The organism is Candidatus Dechloromonas phosphoritropha (genome assembly GCA_016722705.1).
Classification (GTDB): domain Bacteria; phylum Pseudomonadota; class Gammaproteobacteria; order Burkholderiales; family Rhodocyclaceae; genus Azonexus; species Azonexus phosphoritrophus.
Genome location: JADKGN010000001.1, coordinates 299,253 through 317,811 on the forward strand (window position 1 = coordinate 299,253; position 18,559 = coordinate 317,811).

Here is an 18,559-nt window from a genome sequence, read left to right on the forward strand (position 1 = left end):
CACTTCCTCGACTCGGTAGGCAGTCTCAAGCATCGAACGCTTCTGACGGCCGCCTATGCGGCTGGCCTGCGCGTCTCCGAAGCCACTCACCTCAAGGTGACGGATATCGACAGCCAGCGAATGATGCTCCGGGTCGCCCAAGGGAAGGGACAGAAGGACCGCTATGTGATGCTCTCGCCGCGACTGCTCGAGACCTTGCGGCTGTATTGGAAAGCCGAGCACCCGAGGCTGTGGCTGTTTCCGGGCGATCTGCCAGGTCAGCCGATCACCCGCGGTGCTGTCACGCTGGCCTGCCAGAAAGCCCACCGCGCATCGGGCATCGCCAAGCCGATTACTGCTCACTCGCTGCGTCACGCCTTCGCCACGCACCTGCTTGAGTCCGGCACCGATGTTCGCACCATTCAACTCCTCCTCGGGCACCGCAGTCTGGCCACTACGTCGCGCTACCTGAAGGTGGCGGCCAGTACCGTGTGTGCCACGACCAGTCCCTTTGACCTGTTGCCCAAAGTGGAACCTCCGCCCCTGACACCGACACCGCCTGCTCATTTCTGAGGCGGGCGTTGCGTGCCATCGGGCTCGAACTGGCGGACATCTTTCGCCAAACCGGGCCCCGTTTCCGCGAGGACCACGCTGACGCGCTCAGTCGCGGGCAGCGCCGCGTCATGAGCGCGGTCGAGCGCTGCCGCACCGCCGCTCTCGGCGGACACGTGGAGCAGTGTGACGCCTGTGGTCACCTGCGCATTGCCTTCAACAGTTGCCGCAATCGGCACTGCCCGAAGTGTCAGTCCCTGGTGCGTGCGCAGTGGCTGGATGATCGCCACGCCGATCTCCTGCCTGCGGATTATTTCCACGTCGTCTTTACGTTGCCAGAGGAGATTGCAGCGATCGCGTATCAGAACAAGGCTGTGGTCTATGACATCCTGTTCCATGCAACTGCCGAGACCTTGCGCACGATCGCGGTGGATCCCAAGCACCTCGGTGCCGAGATCGGCTTCATCGCGATCCTGCACACCTGGGGTCAGAATCTGCTGCATCACCCACATCTGCATTGTGTGGTGCCGGGCGGCGGCTTGAGTGCCGATGGTGAGCGCTGGATCGCCTGCCGTCCGGGGTTCTTTCTGCCGGTGCGGGTGCTCTCGCGGCTCTTTCGCCGGTTGTTTCTGGCGCAGTTACAGGCCGCCTTTGACGCCGGGCACCTACGCTTCTTCAACACTCTCGAACCGCTTCAGGTTCCACGTACGTTCGCCCACTATCTGGCGCCTGCGCGAAAGGTCGAGTGGGTGGTCTACGCCAAGCCGCCGTTTGGCGGTCCTCAGCATGTCCTCGAGTATCTGGGTCGCTACACCCACCGGGTGGCCATCTCGAATAATCGGCTGCTCGACTTTGGCGATGGCCAGGTTCGCTTTCGCTGGAAGGATTACCGCCATGAGTCGCGTCCGAAAGTGATGTGTCTGGATGACCAGGAGTTCATCCGCCGCTTCCTGCTACATGTTTTACCGGACGGGTTTCAACGGATTCGGCATTACGGCTTCCTGGCCAACCGCCACCGCGCGGCCAAGCTGGCCCTCTGCCGGCAGTTGCTCGCCGAACCCACACCCGTGGTCGAGATTCCTGATGTACCGCTCGACTACCGTGACCACTACCAGTTGCTGACCGGCAACTCGCTGCGTGACTGCCCAAAGTGCGGACGTGGCCACATGCTTCGCATTGAAACCTTCCTGCCCGGCACCCTGCCGCGCGGACCACCTCGTCATGGCTGATGGTCTCGACTTTACTCACTCTCAAAAAGGCGTTGCGAGTTTCCCCGGCAGCCATCGGGCATCCTATTGCCAGAGCGGACATGCGCCGCCGAAATGCCCTCTTGCCTTGGCTGGGCTATCCATCAAAGCGCTGCACCCAACCGCCCGAGATCGAGCATGCGCACAGGAAATGCATTCTTGTGCCTATGCGGCGCGCTTCTCGCGGTTGCCAATCTCGCGCACCAACAATACCGTTCTGATTCAAACCCCATAGCTCCACCGCCTGCGCGGGCGGTTCAGTACAACAGGATTTTTAGCCTACCGGTCGCGGTGGTGGCGCTACACCTCCTACCAACCTCGGCACGCCGCGCCCGCCAAGCTAAAAACCCTCTGCACTATGCACAGTTTGAAACTATGCACAGTTGCCTCGGGATTCGCAACGCTGGCCGCTGTTGAAGCCGGCGCTGGTGCACATAGTTACAGCGTCTGGAGGAATCGCATGAGTAGGTCAGGCGCCTTGAAACGACGGATCATCGTGTCAGGCGCCTCCAACCTCGCGAGTGCTTTCTCCTTCATCGCCAGGTCGGCCTCGACATTACGGTGTGTTGTAGTGGTGCTTTCGTGCCCCAGCCACAGCGCGATCACATTGAACGGAACCCCTGATTGCAACAGATGCATGGCTGTCGTATGCCGAATTATGTGCGGCGAAATGCGCTTCTTCACGATGCTCGGCGCTTGATTGGTGGCGCGCGCGACGGCAAGCTCAAGGCGCTGAACAACATTTGATCGCGACATCGCATGTCCTTCGCGGTTCGGCAGCAAGGGTTCCTCACCACGTAACGCCGGGTTTAGTCGAAGCCAGGCACGAACCTCTGTGACCGTGGTATGCCAGAGAGGAACCGATCGCTGTTTGCGCCCCTTACCGTGCAGATGCACGCATGCGCCACCGTCAAGGACGACGTCCGTAACACGTACGCCAATGATCTCGGAGACCCGGGCGCCGGTGTTGTAGAGCATGGCCAAGAGCAGATGGTCGCGCTGAGAGGTCCAGGTTTCCCCGGGTTGCCCCAAGACTGCGAGCATCTCCTCGCGCGTGAGGAAGCCGAGCATGGGGCGCTCGAACCGCTTCATCGGAACTGCAAGCGCTCGCTCGACCACGTGCAGCGAAGCCACGTCACGTCGGCCGGCGAATTTCAGAAACGCCCGTAGAGCCGTCAGTCGAAGATTCCGGCTACGCACGGCGTTATGTCGCTCGCGTTCCAGATGATCCAGAAACGCCAGGATTAGATCCGGCTGAATGTCATTGAGTTTCAGGCTCGTCGCCGCCCTCTTCAAACGCTGACTGGAGAAGTCCAGGAACAGCATGAGCGCATCGCGATAGCAGGCCACCGTACGCGGACTGACTGCACGTTGTGTGACCAGATACTCGGTGAAGAACTGCTGAACCAGAGAGGCAAACGATGGCGGCCTCGGTGCAATGGCTTTACGCATCGGGCACCTCCCTCTGATGCATGTAGGACTCGAATCGTCCTGCGGCGAGCGCCATCAACTCCGGCACTGCCGAGAGATACCCGTGCAATGCCGACACCACCGTGCCGGCCGTTGCCGGCTTGCTGTAAAGCTTGGCTTGTTGTGCGAAGAACCGACGAACATGGTCGGGCTTGATCGCGGCAATGTCGATGGCACCGTCGCCGAAGCGGGAGACCAGCAACCTGCCTACGATGCGTAAGGCGATGATCCGGGTCTTGGGTGCCAGGCCGCGCACGTGATCCATGTACGTGTTGTAGCGCACCAGTTCCTCATCTACCGGCGTCGACTTCACCGTTGGTTGCGCAACGGCGCCACGAGCACGCAGCACGACGAGAAGATGTCCCAGCGCGGCGCTCAGACTGCGACGATCACTACAAATCGGACCGGTGCATCGGCATTCAGGAAGATGCCTGTCAAGGAATTCGGCAACGACTGGTTCGTCAATGCGCCGGACCTGCAGACGTCGGCTACGCGTCCATTGGGCGAAGTGGGCAATGCTGCGCATGCAACTGCTGAACGTGTTCGCCGCGTACCCACGCTCAGTCAGGTACTGCTTGTACGCATCAATGTGAGGCGCGAAAGGGCCCTCGACAAGCCAGTCGATACGGTTGAATCGTGATGATTGGGTGTTTCCCATGGTGGTCTCCTGAAGTGGAGCCACCACTCAATCCTCTTGACTTAGCGGTCTGTCATCTAATTTTGGCAACTTTGCCATCTGGCCGCGCCAAGATATAATCGAGCATGTAACCAATTGATATAAATAGGCTTTATATGACGGCCTAAATATGCCAATATCGTTTCACGGCTAACGGACTACATTCATGGCGCCAATTTCCTTGCCGCCGCCCGCCGCGAGCCTCGGTTTTTCACCCGAAACCGTGAATTGCCATTCACGAATCTGATCGCTTTCCTGCTCACCGGCATTCGCGGCGCAGTTCAGGCGGAGCTTGATTCCTGCTTTGCCCTGCTTGCCGGAAGAACCCGCCTTTGTCGGGCGATCACGGCCAGTGCCTTCTCAAAGGCGCGCAGCCATCTGGTCGCCAATCTCTTTGAGCCGCTCAATACAGAATTGCTGCGCCTGGTCGATGAGGTCGTTCCGCAGCAGCCGGACTGGCAAGGCTTGCGGGTCTTGGCGGCGGATGCATCGAAGGTACGTCTGACCTTGCTTGACCTGGAAGGGCGCCGCCATATTCGAGAAGCGGCCATCTTCGGTTTGTTTCGGCCAGGGATCGAATTGTTCGACTCGCTGATTTTGCACAGTTCGCTGGTCGGCGAACGTCAGATGTTGTTTGAGCGGCTTGACCGACTCGGTGCTCAGGACATGCTGGTGCTTGATCGCGGGTATCCGGGTGCCTGGTTGGTCGCGGCGCTGTTGCATCGAGGTATCCCCTTTTGCATACGCTGTGATTCGTCCGCTTCCTTTTCTGCCATCACCCAGTTCATGCGATCCGGAGAAGATGAGGCGCAGGTGACATTGCCGCCACCGCATCGTCAGGATGCCATTGATTACGAGTGTCCGCGTCTGCCTTCTATGGTTCGCCTGATTCGTCAGGTGACGCCGACTGGCAAGGTACGGGTCTTGATGACCTCCTTGCTTGATACCGCGCGGTATCCGGCCACAAGCTTCTCAGCCCTTTATCACAGCCGTTGGCGTATCGAGGAGGCGTTCAAGCGCATCAAACACCGGCTCAATCTGGAGCACACGTCCGGCCTGACTTGGCTGGCCGCCTGCCAGGATGTTGGGGCCAAGATGGTGTGTGACAATCTCAATGCCCTGGCCACCTACCTGGCTGCGGAAGAGCGGCTGCCCAGCGATTCGCCATGGCGAGTGAATCGGACGATGGCCTTCAATACCGTACGTCGTATCTTGCCCCGAGTCTTGGCGGGTGTGCAGCAAATCACCACCCGAGTTACCAAGGAAATCTTCTCGGAAATCGTCAAAAACCTTCAGAAATTTATCCCTGATCGTGCTCGACCTCGGCCAAACCAGCGAAAGCCTCACCTGTCCTTTGCTTACAAACCCGCCGTATGACTATGGACTAAGTTGAGAGGATTGAGCCACCACTGCACTCTGTGACAAAAACTATGTCCAACTCTTTACTGCGCCACTTCCCAGAGAGCCAGGCCACGACTGTCTCGGTGACTTTCTATAGATGCCAACTGTGCATAGTTTCAAACTGTGCATAGTGGCCGGTTGCTGTCAGCAGCAAGGACTTCTTCTGCAGTGCAGTCGACTCCTGAAAATGACATCGGTGCTGACACGGAGGTAGATGCGAGCGATATTCACTGGGTCTGGCCAAGATGGGTATAGCTAACTTGTCCTAGCGTAGCAGGCCAGGCCAAGAAGGCAAAACGCAATCTAAATTGGCTAGTTTGTTTTTGGCTACCCAAATGGACCACGTCGCATGAAAATGCTTGCGCGGTGGTATCAATGACATACAATGGTTCCATTGACAGCGTTACATTGGAAAGCTACCAAATGGCAAACGTGAATGTAAGAAATCTGCCTGATGAGGTGCATCGGGCCATCCGAATCCAAGCCGCCCAGCACGGCCGCAGCACCGAGGCCGAAATCCGCGACATCTTGGAGCGGGCAGCGAGGCCCGATGGCCGCGTGAAACTTGGCTCTTTCTTGGCCTCCATCGCCCGCGAGGCTGGCGGCCTAACCGATGAAGAACACGCCTTGTTTGAGAGCGTGCGCATCAAGTCTCCGGCCCGTGCGGTGAGCTTCGAATGATCCTGCTCGATACGAACGTGATTTCGGAGCCGCAGCGCCAGAAGCCCAATGCCCGCGTCCTTGACTGGATCGACGCGCAAGCGCTGGAAACGCTCTACCTGTCCGCGATCACGGTAGCCGAGTTGCGTGCGGGTATCGCGCTGATGCCGGCAGGAAAGCGCCGGGACAGCCTGCATGAGAACTTGGAAAAGGGCCTGCTGCCGATGTTCGCCAATCGGGTGCTTTCGTTCGATATGGCTTGCACGAAGGCTTATGCCGAGCTGCTGGCCAAGTCCCGTGCTGCCGGCTTGGCGGTCGAAACAGCCGATGCCTTCATTGCGGCCGTCGCCCTTGCCAACGGCTTCACCGTCGCCACCCGCGACACCAGCCCTTTTGAGGCTGCCGGGCTGAACGTCATCAACCCATGGGAGACGGCTTAATGACCACGGCCCAGGAGAACTACACCGCACGGCTGGCCGCCGAAATTCAGGCCGCCATCGACGGGGGCGTCTCAGAACAATGACGTTGGCTTAACCGTGTTTTTCGTTCCGTTGCGCCTCAGACCCCTACTACCGCAGTTCGCCTTGCTTCAACTCCGGCGGTTGCACGGAGGCGGAATGGGTCGCCGTGAGGGACAGCCAGCGCCTCGGTTCCGAAGCGCAGAAGAAGGCCACCGATGCGTTGTTCAAAGGCCTGGACAAGCAGCAGGATGCGATGGAAGCCGACGCGCGCACCTTGCAACGCCTCCAGTCGAGCGCGCAGGGGGCTACAGGCCAGATGCAGGCCATCGGCTACGCCAACCAGCTTGCCAGCCAGCAGGCGAACCAGTTGCTGCAAATCCGGGGACTCCTGATCGCGCAGCAAAATGCCATCGTCACCCGGAACCAGGTGCTGGCCGACCGTGAAGCACAAGAAGCCGCTGCCGGCGAACAACTGCGCAGAGGTAGCTACCGCAGCAGCGCCGAGCGCGCCTGGTAAGGAGAAGACATGAACGCCAAACAACCTTCAAGTGTGGCCCTGGCCATCCTCATAGCGGCCATGGCCGTGGGATGCAGCGACAAGCCCAACCCTCCACCCGAAACCCCAAGCCCGGTCGCCAGCCCGACTTGTGCTGATCTTGACAAGGTACAAGATCCGGCTCAGCGCGCCGAACTTCTCAAGAAGTGCCCACGACAAGGGCAGTTCAAACCCAGTGAAAAGAAAGCCTGGTGAGGTGTCGAGCATGAGAATGCCAGCCCAATGGAAAACCGCCGTCGGCCTGCTGCTGTGGCTGGTGTTCTTCTCGGTCGAAGCGCAGGCCGTGATCGACAATGCCGGGGTGCTGGATAACGTCCTGGCACGCTATTCCGCCGCTGCCAGTACGTGGGCGGCAACGATCACGGCACGGGCCTTGTGGCTGTTCTGGACCCTGACGCTGATCTCGATGGTCTGGACCTTCGGCATGCTGGCCTTGCGCAAGGCCGACATCGGCGAGTTCTACGCGGAGTTCGTCCGCTTCACGATCTTCACCGGCTTCTTCTGGTGGCTGCTCACCAACGGCCCGAACTTCGCCACCGACATCATGAATTCCCTGCGCACGATTGGCGGGACGGCAAGCGGCACCGGATCGTCGTTGACGCCTTCGGGAATCGTCGATATTGGTTTCGACATCTTCTTCAAGGTGCTCGACCAGTCCTCGGTATGGTCGCCCGTCGATAGCGCGGCCGGGATCCTCATCAGCGCGGCAATCCTTGTCATCCTGGCGTTGATCGGCGTGAATATGTTGTTGCTCCTGGTGAGTGGCTGAATCCTGGCTTACGCTGGTGTTTTCTTTCTCGGTTTTGGTGGGTCGCGGTGGACTTCCGACATGGCGATCCACTACTACAAGACCGTTCTGAGCATCGCCGCGCAGCTTTTCACCATGGTGCTCTTGGTCGGCATCGGCAAGTCCTTCGTTGACCAGTACTACACCAACATGAGTGCCGGCATCAGCCTCAAGGAATTGGGTGTGATGCTGATCGTCGCCGTGGTTTTGCTGGCCCTGGTGAATAGGGTGCCGGCCTTGATTGGTGGCCTGGCGATGGGTGGCGGCACGCATGCCCTGGGCCATGGTTTCGGAGCGGGTGTGGCGATGGGTGCGGCGGCCATGGCAAGCGCCGCCGTTGCCACGGGTGGTGCTGCCATCATGGCCGGCGCTGCGAGCGCCGCTGGCGGTGCTCAGGCCTTGATGGCAGCCACTTCCAAGGCATCGCAGAACGTCGCCGGTGGCACCGACATCGTTTCGCGCATGGCTGGGGGAATGGCTGATGCAGTCAGCGGTGGCGGATCGGGCGGTAGCGCGGGCAGCATCCGCAGCCCGTTGGCGGGTGCGATGGACGGCCCGGCGATGGGTAGCAACCCGTCCTTCGGTGCGAGCTCGGACGGTTCTCACCCGAATTCCAGTAGCAAGAGCAGCGGCGCCAAGGGTAGTGCGGCTGGCAACACCAAGGTCAAAGGCGAAGGAACGACACCAGGTCAGCAGCCGCAAGGCGGCTCCAAGTCGGCTTTGGGTACGGCCGGCAAGGTTGCTGCCGACACGGCCGCCAACCTGGCCAAAGGCAGTTGGGACGTTGCCAGGGAAAAGGCCCAGACCGGTGCCGGGGTGGTACAGGAGCGCATCGGTCAGACCATCGGCGGAAAGATAGCCGCCGCCATCACAGCCCAAGGGACGACTACCGCATCGACCGAGCAGGCCAGACCGGAAGCGATATTCGACGGCAACAGTCTGTCAGGAGCCAGCGACACGGCGGTGGACGCCGAGTCGGAAGTCGCCGCGTTCCGCGACACCGTAGACACCCGATCTTCATCACGAAAGGGGCGCTACACATGAAAACCAAATTCGTTCTCGCTTCGCTCACCCTGGCTGCGGCGGCAGCGATCCCAGCCACGGCCGGCGCCCAAGCGGTGCTGACCGGCGATAGCTGCTTGGCGTACGAAGCCATCTTGTGCCTGTCGACCGGCGCCAAGCCCGGCGAGTGCTCGCCGTCCCTGCACCGCTATTTAAGCATTTCTCACCGGAAACGGAGCGACACCACCCGGGCCCTGGGCAACTTCCTGAAGCTGTGTCCGGTGGCCAATCAAACACTGGAAAAGAGTGTGCTGGTCAACGCCATGGCCAACGGCGCTGGCCGCTGCGATGCGGCTTCGCTGAACGCCACGCTTCGGTCATGGATCTGGGAAAGCGAGGCCATGGTGTTCATCGGCAACCAGATGCCGGGCTATTGCGCGGTCTATACCGGCCACGCCTACACCGACTTCGCCGGCACGCTGCCGCGTTACGTGGGGACGCCAGAAAGGGGAGGGTACTGGATCGAAGCCAGGGACTACGACCGCGCACTGGCGGCGTACAACGCCAGAATCGCTGCTGAAGATGTACAGCGGCGAAATCTGTAACCAGGGCCGGAATAAGCAAGAGGGCAGGGCAATGCCTTTTACCGATCTTCCACCCCAGCTTCAGGAGCGCGTCGTGTGCTCGATTGCGGCGGCCGTGAAGTACGAGGTACCCGCGAACATCGTCCTGGCGGTCGCCGAGAAGGAAGCGGGCAAACCCGGGCAATGGGTGCGCAACACCAACGGCAGCCATGACGTCGGGCCGATGCAGTTCAACACGTCCTACCTGGGCGACCTGGCCCGTTATGGAATCACCGCGAGTGATGTGGCCGCGGCCGGCTGCTACGCGTACGACCTGGCCGCCTGGCGGATCCGTGGACACCTCAAGAACGACAAGGGCGACCTCTGGACTCGGGCAGCCAATTACCACTCACGGACGCCGCAATACAACGCAGTGTACCGAGGCGATCTACGCGTGAAGGCCGCCAAGTGGGCGGACTGGCTGGAAGCGCGTTTTGTGACGGTGGATGTGACGAAGAAGGGTGCAACGGCCTCGCTGCCGGTGACGCCGGCGGTGGTGCAAGCAACCCGAGAGCGAGCGACGACGACACCACCGGCAGCAAAGCCACTGAGCAAGCTGGCTTGGGAGACCGCCGGGTATGTTCCGCGAAAAGTGAGCAGTGCCCAGCCGTGATTCAAGGAGGCCGGATTTTAGCCGCTAAAATTTTGGCGGCTAAAATTTCCTGGGGGCCATCCAGCATCATCAGTGACGACAAAGGCTCGGTGAAGAAGGGAGTTGCATTCACGCTCCCTCAAGCGCTGGGCCGTTTCTATCGCTTCCCGCTCACGCTCCAGTTCTGAGCGGCAGCCTCCTGCAGGTACCACTATCGAGCGGTGGTGTCCGAAACCAGCAGCAAATGACGGCAGTGCGTCCAGCTCAATTCGTGACGCAGCGCGTCACGAATCGGAAACGCCTGGTCTAACAGGCGCACGTAGCGAAGATTCGATGGATCAAAGCCCTTGCCGAACTCGACGATGTGCCGCTCGATCTCCCAACAGGTATGCACCTGCACTATATCCACAGCCCGCAGAGCCCGCTGCCGTCCTTGGTGAATCAGGCTGTGCAGCGCATCCAGCAAGCCGGATAGCTGGGGCTCGTCGCCTACCCTGGGTGCCGCCGATTTGCTCATTACAAGCTCCAGATCAGCCGGGATTCAAGCGGGCCCGATTTTAGCGGCTAAAATCAGATGGCAGCAGGTTGTCGTTGTGTACGTGCTTTTCTAATGCAGCGCCAGGAATCACTACGGGCGGCGTCTCAAGGGCTAAAGTCGAAACTGGTGTATGAGCCCTCCAGGTGGCGCACCTCCAGACTTGCCGAGTTTGCCATCGACAGGTACCTCAAGGCGCTATGGGTCAATCTGCAGGTCGTAGTGTGAGCACATGATCGATCGCCGCTTATCAAACAGAATCTTCAGATGGCCTGATGCGTAACGCATACAGTATTGCGCTCCATGAATAGCTGTATAGAATTACAGTATTCAAGGAGTGAGCCATGAGCCGTATTGTCTGCCCCCATTGTCACGTATCGCTGTCCAGCACCGAACTTGAGCAAGTAGCGATCGTAGGCCATCTATGTCTCGTCTGTCCGGAGTGCTCGACCGTTCTCGTTTCACAACCGCATAACGAGGTTGACGCGCACCAGCCAGCCGAGGCGGTCGCCCATGCTTGATGCCCTGGCTGTGCCAGGCCAAGGGATATTCATCCCATTGCCCGCCGCCCCCGCCGTTGCTTCCCGCTTGCTCACCGCCGAGGCGTTCCAGCGCCTCGCCCATGAAATTCATGGAAGACTGGATTACGACTCAGCATGAGCAGCAATTGGCGGCATAATGCCGATAGGATGGAAGACGAAAAACAGAGGGAAGCTCACCCTTGCAGCAACTCGTGCACATTCGTCATCAAAGCGCACTGACGCCGTCGTCGCTCGACTGCTACGGCGCGCTGAATTCGCGTTCGCGTTCGCTTTCACGTTAAGAGGGAGACCCGTGCCATGAGCGAGATCAGCTTCAAGGAAGGTGATAAAGGCGAAGAGATTGGTGACATTCAGCGCAAGCTCGCTTGCATCGGTCTCTATGCCGGGCCGCGCTCGGCGGCGTTCGACAAGAGTCTCCATGCGGCGGTTTGCGCATTTCAGAAGCGGCACAAGCTGCCAGAAAATGGCGTCTGCGACACCGACACCTGGAAAAAACTGGACGAGGTCGCCGGCAGCGTCTCCTCAGAAACCCTGCAGTACGAACTTGATGCGCTTCGCGGCGCGCCGCCCAGCGGCGTTCGTCCGGCCAGCGAATCGAAAGTCATTGCGCGCGCGCACGCGCTTAAACTTGCGGGGCTCGCGTTCTCCGGCGGGGGAATCCGCAGCGCCACGTTCAACCTGGGCATCCTGCAAGCCTTGGCCGAGAACAAGCTGTTGCGTGACTTCGACTACCTGTCTACCGTCTCGGGTGGCGGTTACATTGGCGGCTGGTTCTCGAAGTGGCTGAAGGAACAGGGTGGCAACATCGCAGAAGCTGAAACGCGTCTGACCCCTGGTTCAAAGGAGACGCCCGTCAGCGACGAGCCGGATCAGATCAAGTTTCTTCGCCAGTACAGCAACTACCTCACCCCGAAGACCGGGATGTTCAGCGCCGATACCTGGGCGGTTATCGCCACCTACCTGCGCAACACCTTGCTCAATCTTGCCATCCTGGTCGCCCTGTTGGCGGCCTTTCTGGTTCTGCCGCGCGCGCTGACCTGGCTCGCGGTCAACCACCACGACGAATTTGGAGATTGGTTTCTGCGGTTGGCACTGGCGGCCCTCTTGTGGGTCGTTTATTCCATTGCGTTCGGCATATCTGTCAAGCCGGATCCTGCCTGCAAGAGTCAGGTGCTCGCGCAGAGTCAAGGCCGTGTGATTGCCTTTGTCGTCGTGCCGCTGGTGCTGGCCGGATTCGCCGGGAGCATCGGACTGTGGGAGTTGCGCGGGTCCGCGCATAGCGGGTGGCACAGGTTCATCAGTGGGTTGCAGGGGGCCAGCGGATTTTCGAAGATCACCTACCTTTGGGCTGAGAAACTGCGCGTGTTCGAGTTCGCGCTGGTTCCCGGCATCGTCTACTTTGTGGTCTGGCTCGCCGGATGGGCGCGCGCGCAGGCTGTGAACAAATTGCCCCGAGGTTCTTCCGTGAACTGGAAGAACCTCGGGAGCGAGGGTTTGGGGCACCTGCTGTTCGCCATTCTTGCCCTCGGACTCGGAACCGTGCTCGTGCTGACCGTGCTGGTGGGGGTTGGTGCTTGGGAAAGCCCGGCAGGTCTGGCCTGGCACTACAGCCATTTGGTCACTCTTGGCATGCCTCTCATGCTGAGCATTTTCGGGGTCACGATGGTGTTGCTGGTGGGGCTGATCGGTCGGCTCTATACCGACGGTAGCCGCGAATGGTGGAGCCGGCAAGGCGGCTGGGCCATGATTTTCGTCTTGGGCTGGCTGGCGTTGTTCCTGGTCACTTTCTACATCCCACCTGTCCTGTTCTGGGCCAGCGCCGCTGGATCGGAGTGGATCGGTGGCGTCATCGCCAGTGGCTGGCTGGCGACGACCCTCGTTGGCGTCGCGGCGGGCGCCGGCAAGTCGACCGGCAAGGAGGACACCAGGCCCTGGCTCAACCTTGTCGAACACCTGGCTCCCTATGTCTTTACGTTGGGGATTGTCGTCGCCGTTTCGACTCTCGTGCACCTCGTCGTGGCCCCCGGGGGATCCAGCCTCATGGAGCTGGCAAGAGGGGCCAAGTTGACTACCTACGTGGATACCTACCTCGGCGAAGTGGAACGAAGCGAACTCGGTGTCCTGGCTATGGCTTTGGGGGGCTTCCTCGTCGTCGGCGGGCTGCTGGCGTGGCGCGTGGACATCAACAAGTTCTCACTCTACATGATGTACCGCAACCGGCTGGTGCGTGCCTACCTAGGCGCCAGCAGCAAGAAACGGCGGCCGCATCCGTTCACCGGCTTCGATCCCGGGGACGACCCCCGACTGGAGGAACTGTTCAAGGCAGGAGAGACCCGTGTGCAAAAGCCGTTTCACATCATCAACACCGCCTTGAATCTCGTCAAGGGCAAGGAGTTGGCGTGGCAGACGCGCAAAGCGGCCGGATTCACGTTTACGCCCGCTTTCTGCGGGTACGAAATGCCCAGTATGCCGCTCGCGGGCGGGGCGCAGTCCGAGCAACATGCCGCACGCGGCTGCTTCAGGCCGACAGCGCTGTACGGCGCCAAATACAGTCGCCTCAATGACGAAGATGCAGGCACCAAGCTCGGCATGGCGGTTGCGGTGTCGGGTGCCGCGGTCAGTCCGAGCATGGGTTACCACTCGTCGCCGCCCCTCGCGTTCCTCATGACCCTGTTCAATGTGCGTCTCGGCCGTTGGTGCGCGAACCCGCGAATACCGACGAAATGGGAGAGTTCGGGCCCGAGTATCGGCCTCTTTCGCTTGATCGCCGAACTGTTTGGCTTGACCGATGCCAGTTCGAACTATGTCTACCTCTCGGACGGTGGACATTTCGAGAATCTGGGGATATACGAATTGGTGCGGCGGCGCTGCCGACTGATCGTGGTCGTCGATGCCAGCGCCGACGGCCAGTTGAACTTCGAGGATCTGGGCAACGCTATCCGCAAGTGCTACACCGACTTCGGCGTCGAAGTCGAGATAGACGTCGGGCGCATTGATCGCGAGCGCGATGCCGAATTCAGCCGGGCCTACTGTGTTGCGGGCACCGTTCACTACGGCAAGGTGGATTGGGATGCACCGGATGGAACTCTGCTCTACATCAAGCCGTCCCTGATCGGCAAGGAGATGGCTGATGTGCTGAATTATCGCAAGACCGACCCCTGCTTCCCGCATCAGTCGACAGCCGACCAGTGGTTCGACGAAACCCAGTTCGAAAGCTACCGATCGCTTGGCTACCGCATTGGCAGCGTCGCCTTGCGCGATGCCGCTGCAGCGTCAGTGATCAAACCCACAGCAACGGAAGCGCTGCGGCATGACATCATTACGCTGTGCACCAGGATCAACGAGCAATGGAAGCGGCCCAAGGCGGCGACCCCGACACTTCAGGCAAAGTCGACGGACTGAAGCGGGACCCGCGTGATCCGTTCGAGGGAGAGTTGGTCAATGCGCCAGGTTGGGGTTGTAAGCCGGAATCGCCGAAAATTCCGTCACCCCAACTCCAGCCCCGTACAGGGGGTAGACCGAGCAGTCATGTCACCAGCCGCCATTTCGCAGTCGGAAAACGCCGGGGACAAGGTTTCCGGCCATCCGACCTATCCGACACGGTTTCCCGTGCAGCTTTCGCCCTGTCGAGACCATCGTTTGCGACGCTTTGCCGTCCGTGTGGGAAACAGATGTTTTCCGACATCCGGCCAACACGCAAGGGATGCGTCCTGGCGTCTCGTGGGCCACAATATAGCTCAATAACTTGGAGGATCAGATCATGTCCGCAAATGCTGTTGTCCGTGCCAGAATCAACGAGCACATTAAGGAAGAGGCGACCGCCGTGCTTGCGGCGATGGGGCTGACCGTGTCGGACGCCTTCCGCATTATGGGGTTGTAAGCCGGAACCCCAGAAAATTCCGTGGGGCCAATTTTCGCTAGTTTTTCGCCACAACTTTCCATATTTTGAGCGATAAACGGAAAGTTTGGAGCGCGACATGAGCATCTATGCATGTTCAACGCCATAGGATGGCGACCCACCAACCATCGGAAATCGGAAAATTGCCGTTTCTTTGTGCAACTACCGGTCGACGGAATTTTCTGGGGTTTGGGCGTACCCCCCCCCACTAGGGCGGCCGGCTACTACATCGCTGGTATCTACCGAGAGAAGGCGTCTGGCGCCCGCGCCGACCGGCCCGAGATGCTGCGGATGATCGCCGACCTGCAACCTGGTGAAGTGGTCGTCACAGAAAAGATGGACCGCATCAGCCGACTGCCGCTGGCAGAAGCCGAGCAACTAGTCGCCTCGATTCGGGCCAAAGGCGCGAGACTGGTCGTGCCCGGCTTTGTCGATCTGTCTGACTTGGCGGCGGAAGCCGATGGTGTAGCGAAGATCGTGCTGGAATCGGTGCAAGAACTGCTGTTGAAACTCGCTCTCCAGATGGCTCGTGATGATTATGAGACGCGCCGCGAGCGTCAGCGCCAAGGCGTGCAACTCGCCAAGGTGGCCGGCAAATACGCTGGGCGGAAGGCCAACTCGGCCACCCATCAGCGCATCGTTGCCCTGCGTAGCTCTGGCCCGACCATCGTGCGCACCGCCAAGCTTGCCGGGTGCAGCATCAGCCAGGTCAAGCGGATATGGGCGCTTCATCTGGCTATGTCTTAATACGCCGATGGTAGTTCGAGCGTTTTCCCCTCGACCAAGTCTATGTGTCCGCCAGCCCGATGCCCGTTAGCTTCCTCTCCAACGAACAGCGCGAGAACCATGGCCGCTACACCGGATCTCCCTCATCCGAGATTTTCCATTAGAGCCTCCTCAAGCTGAATAAATGGGCGTGAATTTGGCGGGCAAATTGAAGGTTTTTGACACATCCCACAAGCCCTGCATCCAAGCGCGCTGTTGCATTGCCAGGGCCAGATTCAAAATCGGTTTTCGACTTTCGGTCGTGATGTAAGCCGCCTTGGCGAACAATTTGTATCGAAGCGTTTGTAGCGTATGTTGCACCGCGTTTGAAGAATGCTGCACCGCACTGGTTTTGAGAGTCAAGTCCAAAATCTGCTGTAAATACTCTTCGATCCGATGAATGACGAATGGTTTTCAGCTAGCGAGGGCAACAACGTTGTTGCCCTCGCTAGCTGCGGCGCGGGAAGCCGCCCACTCCTTGAATTCATCCATGTCGAGGTACTTCCGTTCCTGCCAAGCCTCGTTCTGTTCGGCCAGCAGAGCGCCGATCAGGCGCAAGGCTGACTCGTCGTTGGGGAAGATGCGGATCACGCGCTCCCGCCGGCGAATTTCCTCGTTGAGCCGCTCCTGCATGTTCGTTGTGCGTAGCCGCTTGCGATACTTCTCGGGCAAGACCATTACCGCCATGGCATCCTCGAATCCTGCTTCGAGGCAGGCCACCGCTTTGGGGGCGCTCTTGGCGAAGCGCTCGGTGAATTCCGCCAGGCGGCGCTTGGCCTCGACCAAATCGGGCGCCTGCAGCACGAGCTTGACGGCAGCTGCCACCTCGGCGCGGTGGCGGGTGTTGCATTGGCCCAGAATGTTGCGCATCAGATGCACCTGACAGCGTTGCCAGCTGGCCCCCTGAAAGTGCCGCGCTGCCGCTTCACGCAGGCCGCCGTGGTCGTCCGAGATGATGAACTGCGTGCCCTTGAGGCCGCGCCCTCTGAGCCAGCGGAAGGTCTCGTCCCAGGTGGCGAAGCTCTCGGTGTCGCCGATCCGCACGCCCAGAATCTCCCGGAAGCCATCGGAGCGGATGCCTGAGACGGTCAGCACGGCACGCGAAACCACACGATCTTCTTGCCGACTCTTGATGAACAGGGCATCGACCAGCACGAAGGGATACTCGCCGTCCAGCCGCCGTTCGTTGAACGCGCTGACCCGCGGTTCCAGTCCGGCGCACAGTGCGCTCACCATCGATTTGGAGAAGCTGGCGCCGCACAGCTCTTCGGTGATCGCCGAGACCTTGCGCGTCGAGACACCGTGCACGACCATTTCCATGAGCGCCAGAACGAAGGCCTGCTCGCTCCGCTGGTAGCGCTTGAAGATGTCCGTCGAAAAGCTGCCGTCCCGCGTCTGCGGCACCAGCAGCGTCACCGGCCCAACCCGCGTGTAAAGGGTGCGTGGCCGGTAGCCGTTGCGATAGCCGGCCCGTTCGTCCGTGCGCTCGTGCCGCGTCGCCCCCAGCGTTTCCGTCACCTGCGCCTCCAGTACTTGATTGAGCACCGCTTCCACCAGTTTCGCCAGCCCGTCCTGCACGTTTAAAAGCCCTGGCAGCAAGTCCGTTCCTACGCTAACCTCATACCCAGTCATCGCTTCTCTCCTTCGGTTATCGATCGTCTCGCAACGTCAGTTTACCGAATCGAAGCGGTGGCTACCTGCCACCCGATTTACAGCAGTTTAGGGACTCAATCGACTTTTGTCGGGAATGGAAATGACACTGACGGAAGTATTTGTTGGTCTGGATGATCCTCGCACCGGGCCTGCGCAGCGGCACGATCTGACGGAAATGATCCTGATGGCGCTGTGCGCAGTGTTGTGCGGAGCGGATAGTTGGGTGGATGTCGCCGAATGGGTCGAGGACAACGAGGCTTGGCTGAAGCAGCACCTGGTTCTTGAGCACGGCACACCGTCCCATGACACTTTTGGCCGGGTATTCCGCCTGCTGGATGCCCAAGTATTCGAGACCTGTTTCCGTGAATGGATCAGTGGCCTCATCGGCGTTGTGGCGGGGGTAGTCGCCATCGACGGCAAGACCGCCTGTGGTTCCCGGGATGGCCATAACAGCGCGCTGCACACGATCAGCGCTTACGCCACTGCCAGCGGCTTGTGTCTGGCCCAGGATCATACCCGTGGCAAGGGCAACGAGATACCCGCCATCAAGGCGCTGCTCGACACACTGACCCTCAAGGGATGCATCGTGACGATTGATGCCATCGGTTGCCAGACCGAGATTGCCCGAAAGATTCTCGACCAGAGCGGGGATTATCTGCTGGCCGTCAAGGATAATCAGGAAACCTTGGCGAATGCCTTGCGAGAGTTCTTTTCTGATGGCGAGACAGCCGGCTTCGGCACGCTGCCGGTTGATCGATTCCAATCTGTCGAGAAGAACCATGGCCGCATCGAAGCCCGACGGGCGATGTGGGTCACGAACCTGTCCTGGCTGGACAAGAAGTTCCAGACACACTGGCCAAAACTCGCTGGCGTCGGCATGATCGAGCGACAGCGGGACATCAACGGCACGCTTTCCAAGGAGCGCGCCTTCTACATCGGCAGCAAGGGCGTCACCACCGCAGCGTCTTTTGCCAACGCAGCACGCAGTCATTGAGGTATCGAGAACAGCCTGCATTGGGTGCTCGATGTCACGTTTCGAGAGGACAACTGCCGTGTCCGCAAAGACCACGCGCCGCATAACTTCGCCACCCTGCGCAAGTTCGCCCTTGCGTTGCTACGCCAAGATACTCAGTACCCCAAGCGCAGTTTGCGCTCCCGCC

17 protein-coding genes and 4 pseudogenes are annotated in these 18,559 nt (G+C 60.0%); 16 read left to right on the top strand and 5 right to left on the bottom strand.

Annotated elements, in window-relative coordinates; genetic code table 11:
* Positions 1–3: 3 nt before the first annotated feature.
* Together IPP03_01450 and IPP03_01455 are read left to right on the top strand one after the other, a co-directional pair.
* Positions 4–552, top strand: a pseudogene (locus IPP03_01450) (tyrosine-type recombinase/integrase).
* 8 nt (positions 553–560) lie between these two features.
* Positions 561–1,760: an IS91 family transposase gene (locus tag IPP03_01455; protein MBL0351425.1), complete on the top strand. Its 1,200-nt coding sequence runs from the start codon at positions 561–563 to the stop codon at positions 1,758–1,760.
* 456 nt (positions 1,761–2,216) lie between these two features.
* Here the strand turns inward: IPP03_01455 and IPP03_01460 are convergent, their stop codons facing one another.
* Both IPP03_01460 and IPP03_01465 read right to left on the bottom strand, forming a co-directional pair.
* Positions 2,217–3,230 (bottom strand): site-specific integrase, encoded by a 1,014-nt coding sequence (locus tag IPP03_01460; protein MBL0351426.1) that lies wholly within the window; start codon positions 3,228–3,230, stop codon positions 2,217–2,219.
* Complete coding sequence (locus tag IPP03_01465; protein ID MBL0351427.1) at positions 3,223–3,906, bottom strand: hypothetical protein; 684 nt, start codon at positions 3,904–3,906, stop codon at positions 3,223–3,225. Before IPP03_01465 ends, IPP03_01460 begins: the two co-directional genes overlap by 8 nt.
* Positions 3,907–4,086: 180 nt before the next feature.
* Between IPP03_01465 and IPP03_01470 the strand changes: the two genes are divergently transcribed.
* From IPP03_01470 to IPP03_01510, 9 genes and pseudogenes are all read left to right on the top strand, one after another.
* The gene (locus IPP03_01470) at positions 4,087–5,301 is read left to right on the top strand and encodes an IS4 family transposase (protein MBL0351428.1); all 1,215 of its coding nucleotides are present in this window, start codon (positions 4,087–4,089) and stop codon (positions 5,299–5,301) included.
* 447 nt (positions 5,302–5,748) lie between these two features.
* Positions 5,749–6,006 carry an Arc family DNA-binding protein gene (locus IPP03_01475; GenBank protein ID MBL0351429.1) on the top strand — a complete coding sequence of 86 codons (258 nt, stop codon included), beginning with the start codon at positions 5,749–5,751 and terminating at the stop codon, positions 6,004–6,006.
* On the top strand, positions 6,003–6,425 hold the full coding sequence (locus tag IPP03_01480) for a type II toxin-antitoxin system VapC family toxin (GenBank protein MBL0351430.1): 423 nt from the start codon (positions 6,003–6,005) through the stop codon (positions 6,423–6,425). Before IPP03_01475 ends, IPP03_01480 begins: the two co-directional genes overlap by 4 nt.
* Before the next feature lie 127 nt (positions 6,426–6,552).
* A pseudogene (locus tag IPP03_01485) lies at positions 6,553–6,963 on the top strand (conjugal transfer protein TrbJ).
* Positions 6,964–6,972: 9 nt separating this feature from the next.
* Positions 6,973–7,197, top strand: a complete 225-nt coding sequence (gene trbK, locus IPP03_01490) for an entry exclusion lipoprotein TrbK (protein ID MBL0351431.1) — start codon at positions 6,973–6,975, stop codon at positions 7,195–7,197.
* Positions 7,198–7,207: 10 nt separating this feature from the next.
* Positions 7,208–8,833: pseudogene (gene trbL / locus IPP03_01495) on the top strand (P-type conjugative transfer protein TrbL).
* On the top strand, positions 8,830–9,396 hold the full coding sequence (locus IPP03_01500; protein MBL0351432.1) for a conjugal transfer protein TrbM: 567 nt from the start codon (positions 8,830–8,832) through the stop codon (positions 9,394–9,396). Before trbL ends, IPP03_01500 begins: the two are co-directional and overlap by 4 nt.
* A gap of 31 nt (positions 9,397–9,427) precedes the next feature.
* Positions 9,428–10,027: a transglycosylase SLT domain-containing protein gene (locus IPP03_01505; protein MBL0351433.1), complete on the top strand. Its 600-nt coding sequence runs from the start codon at positions 9,428–9,430 to the stop codon at positions 10,025–10,027.
* Positions 10,024–10,194 carry a hypothetical protein gene (locus IPP03_01510; protein ID MBL0351434.1) on the top strand — a complete coding sequence of 57 codons (171 nt, stop codon included), beginning with the start codon at positions 10,024–10,026 and terminating at the stop codon, positions 10,192–10,194. The genes IPP03_01505 and IPP03_01510 overlap by 4 nt, the downstream gene beginning before the upstream one ends.
* A gap of 23 nt (positions 10,195–10,217) precedes the next feature.
* On the opposite strand, the gene IPP03_01515 is transcribed toward IPP03_01510, so the two are convergent.
* Complete coding sequence (locus tag IPP03_01515) at positions 10,218–10,523, bottom strand: hypothetical protein (GenBank protein ID MBL0351435.1); 306 nt, start codon at positions 10,521–10,523, stop codon at positions 10,218–10,220.
* 531 nt (positions 10,524–11,054) lie between these two features.
* Here IPP03_01515 and IPP03_01520 point away from each other — a divergent pair.
* The 4 genes and pseudogenes from IPP03_01520 to IPP03_01535 all read left to right on the top strand — a co-directional run bounded on the left by IPP03_01520 (position 11,055) and on the right by IPP03_01535 (position 15,728).
* Positions 11,055–11,201, top strand: coding sequence for a hypothetical protein (locus IPP03_01520; protein MBL0351436.1), 147 nt, complete (start codon positions 11,055–11,057; stop codon positions 11,199–11,201).
* Positions 11,202–11,380: 179 nt separating this feature from the next.
* Positions 11,381–14,485 carry a peptidoglycan-binding protein gene (locus tag IPP03_01525; protein ID MBL0351437.1) on the top strand — a complete coding sequence of 1,035 codons (3,105 nt, stop codon included), beginning with the start codon at positions 11,381–11,383 and terminating at the stop codon, positions 14,483–14,485.
* Between the two features lie 358 nt (positions 14,486–14,843).
* A pseudogene (locus tag IPP03_01530) lies at positions 14,844–14,954 on the top strand (type II toxin-antitoxin system RelB/DinJ family antitoxin).
* Positions 14,955–15,074: 120 nt separating this feature from the next.
* Positions 15,075–15,728: a recombinase family protein gene (locus IPP03_01535; protein MBL0351438.1), complete on the top strand. Its 654-nt coding sequence runs from the start codon at positions 15,075–15,077 to the stop codon at positions 15,726–15,728.
* Positions 15,729–15,878: 150 nt separating this feature from the next.
* Here the strand turns inward: IPP03_01535 and IPP03_01540 are convergent, their stop codons facing one another.
* Together IPP03_01540 and IPP03_01545 are read right to left on the bottom strand one after the other, a co-directional pair.
* On the bottom strand, positions 15,879–16,109 hold the full coding sequence (locus IPP03_01540) for a hypothetical protein (protein MBL0351439.1): 231 nt from the start codon (positions 16,107–16,109) through the stop codon (positions 15,879–15,881).
* A gap of 51 nt (positions 16,110–16,160) precedes the next feature.
* The gene (locus IPP03_01545) at positions 16,161–17,378 is read right to left on the bottom strand and encodes an IS256 family transposase (GenBank protein MBL0351440.1); all 1,218 of its coding nucleotides are present in this window, start codon (positions 17,376–17,378) and stop codon (positions 16,161–16,163) included.
* Positions 17,379–17,499: 121 nt separating this feature from the next.
* Here IPP03_01545 and IPP03_01550 point away from each other — a divergent pair, with 121 nt between their 5' ends.
* Positions 17,500–18,393: an ISAs1 family transposase gene (locus IPP03_01550; GenBank protein ID MBL0351441.1), complete on the top strand. Its 894-nt coding sequence runs from the start codon at positions 17,500–17,502 to the stop codon at positions 18,391–18,393.
* Positions 18,394–18,559 lie beyond the last annotated feature (166 nt).

What these genes read in the sequence shown, in the direction of transcription:
- IPP03_01460 (MBL0351426.1), bottom strand. Translation starts at nt 3,230, where the DNA reads ATGCGTAAAGCCATTGCACCGAGGCCGCCATCGTTTGCCTCTCTGGTT.
- IPP03_01465 (MBL0351427.1), bottom strand. Translation starts at nt 3,906, where the DNA reads ATGGGAAACACCCAATCATCACGATTCAACCGTATCGACTGGCTTGTC.
- IPP03_01475 (MBL0351429.1), top strand. Translation starts at nt 5,749, where the DNA reads ATGGCAAACGTGAATGTAAGAAATCTGCCTGATGAGGTGCATCGGGCC.
- IPP03_01480 (MBL0351430.1), top strand. Translation starts at nt 6,003, where the DNA reads ATGATCCTGCTCGATACGAACGTGATTTCGGAGCCGCAGCGCCAGAAG.
- trbK (MBL0351431.1), top strand. Translation starts at nt 6,973, where the DNA reads ATGAACGCCAAACAACCTTCAAGTGTGGCCCTGGCCATCCTCATAGCG.
- IPP03_01500 (MBL0351432.1), top strand. Translation starts at nt 8,830, where the DNA reads ATGAAAACCAAATTCGTTCTCGCTTCGCTCACCCTGGCTGCGGCGGCA.
- IPP03_01505 (MBL0351433.1), top strand. Translation starts at nt 9,428, where the DNA reads ATGCCTTTTACCGATCTTCCACCCCAGCTTCAGGAGCGCGTCGTGTGC.
- IPP03_01515 (MBL0351435.1), bottom strand. Translation starts at nt 10,523, where the DNA reads ATGAGCAAATCGGCGGCACCCAGGGTAGGCGACGAGCCCCAGCTATCC.
- IPP03_01520 (MBL0351436.1), top strand. Translation starts at nt 11,055, where the DNA reads ATGCTTGATGCCCTGGCTGTGCCAGGCCAAGGGATATTCATCCCATTG.
- IPP03_01525 (MBL0351437.1), top strand. Translation starts at nt 11,381, where the DNA reads ATGAGCGAGATCAGCTTCAAGGAAGGTGATAAAGGCGAAGAGATTGGT.
- IPP03_01535 (MBL0351438.1), top strand. Translation starts at nt 15,075, where the DNA reads ATGTTCAACGCCATAGGATGGCGACCCACCAACCATCGGAAATCGGAA.
- IPP03_01545 (MBL0351440.1), bottom strand. Translation starts at nt 17,378, where the DNA reads ATGACTGGGTATGAGGTTAGCGTAGGAACGGACTTGCTGCCAGGGCTT.
- IPP03_01550 (MBL0351441.1), top strand. Translation starts at nt 17,500, where the DNA reads ATGACACTGACGGAAGTATTTGTTGGTCTGGATGATCCTCGCACCGGG.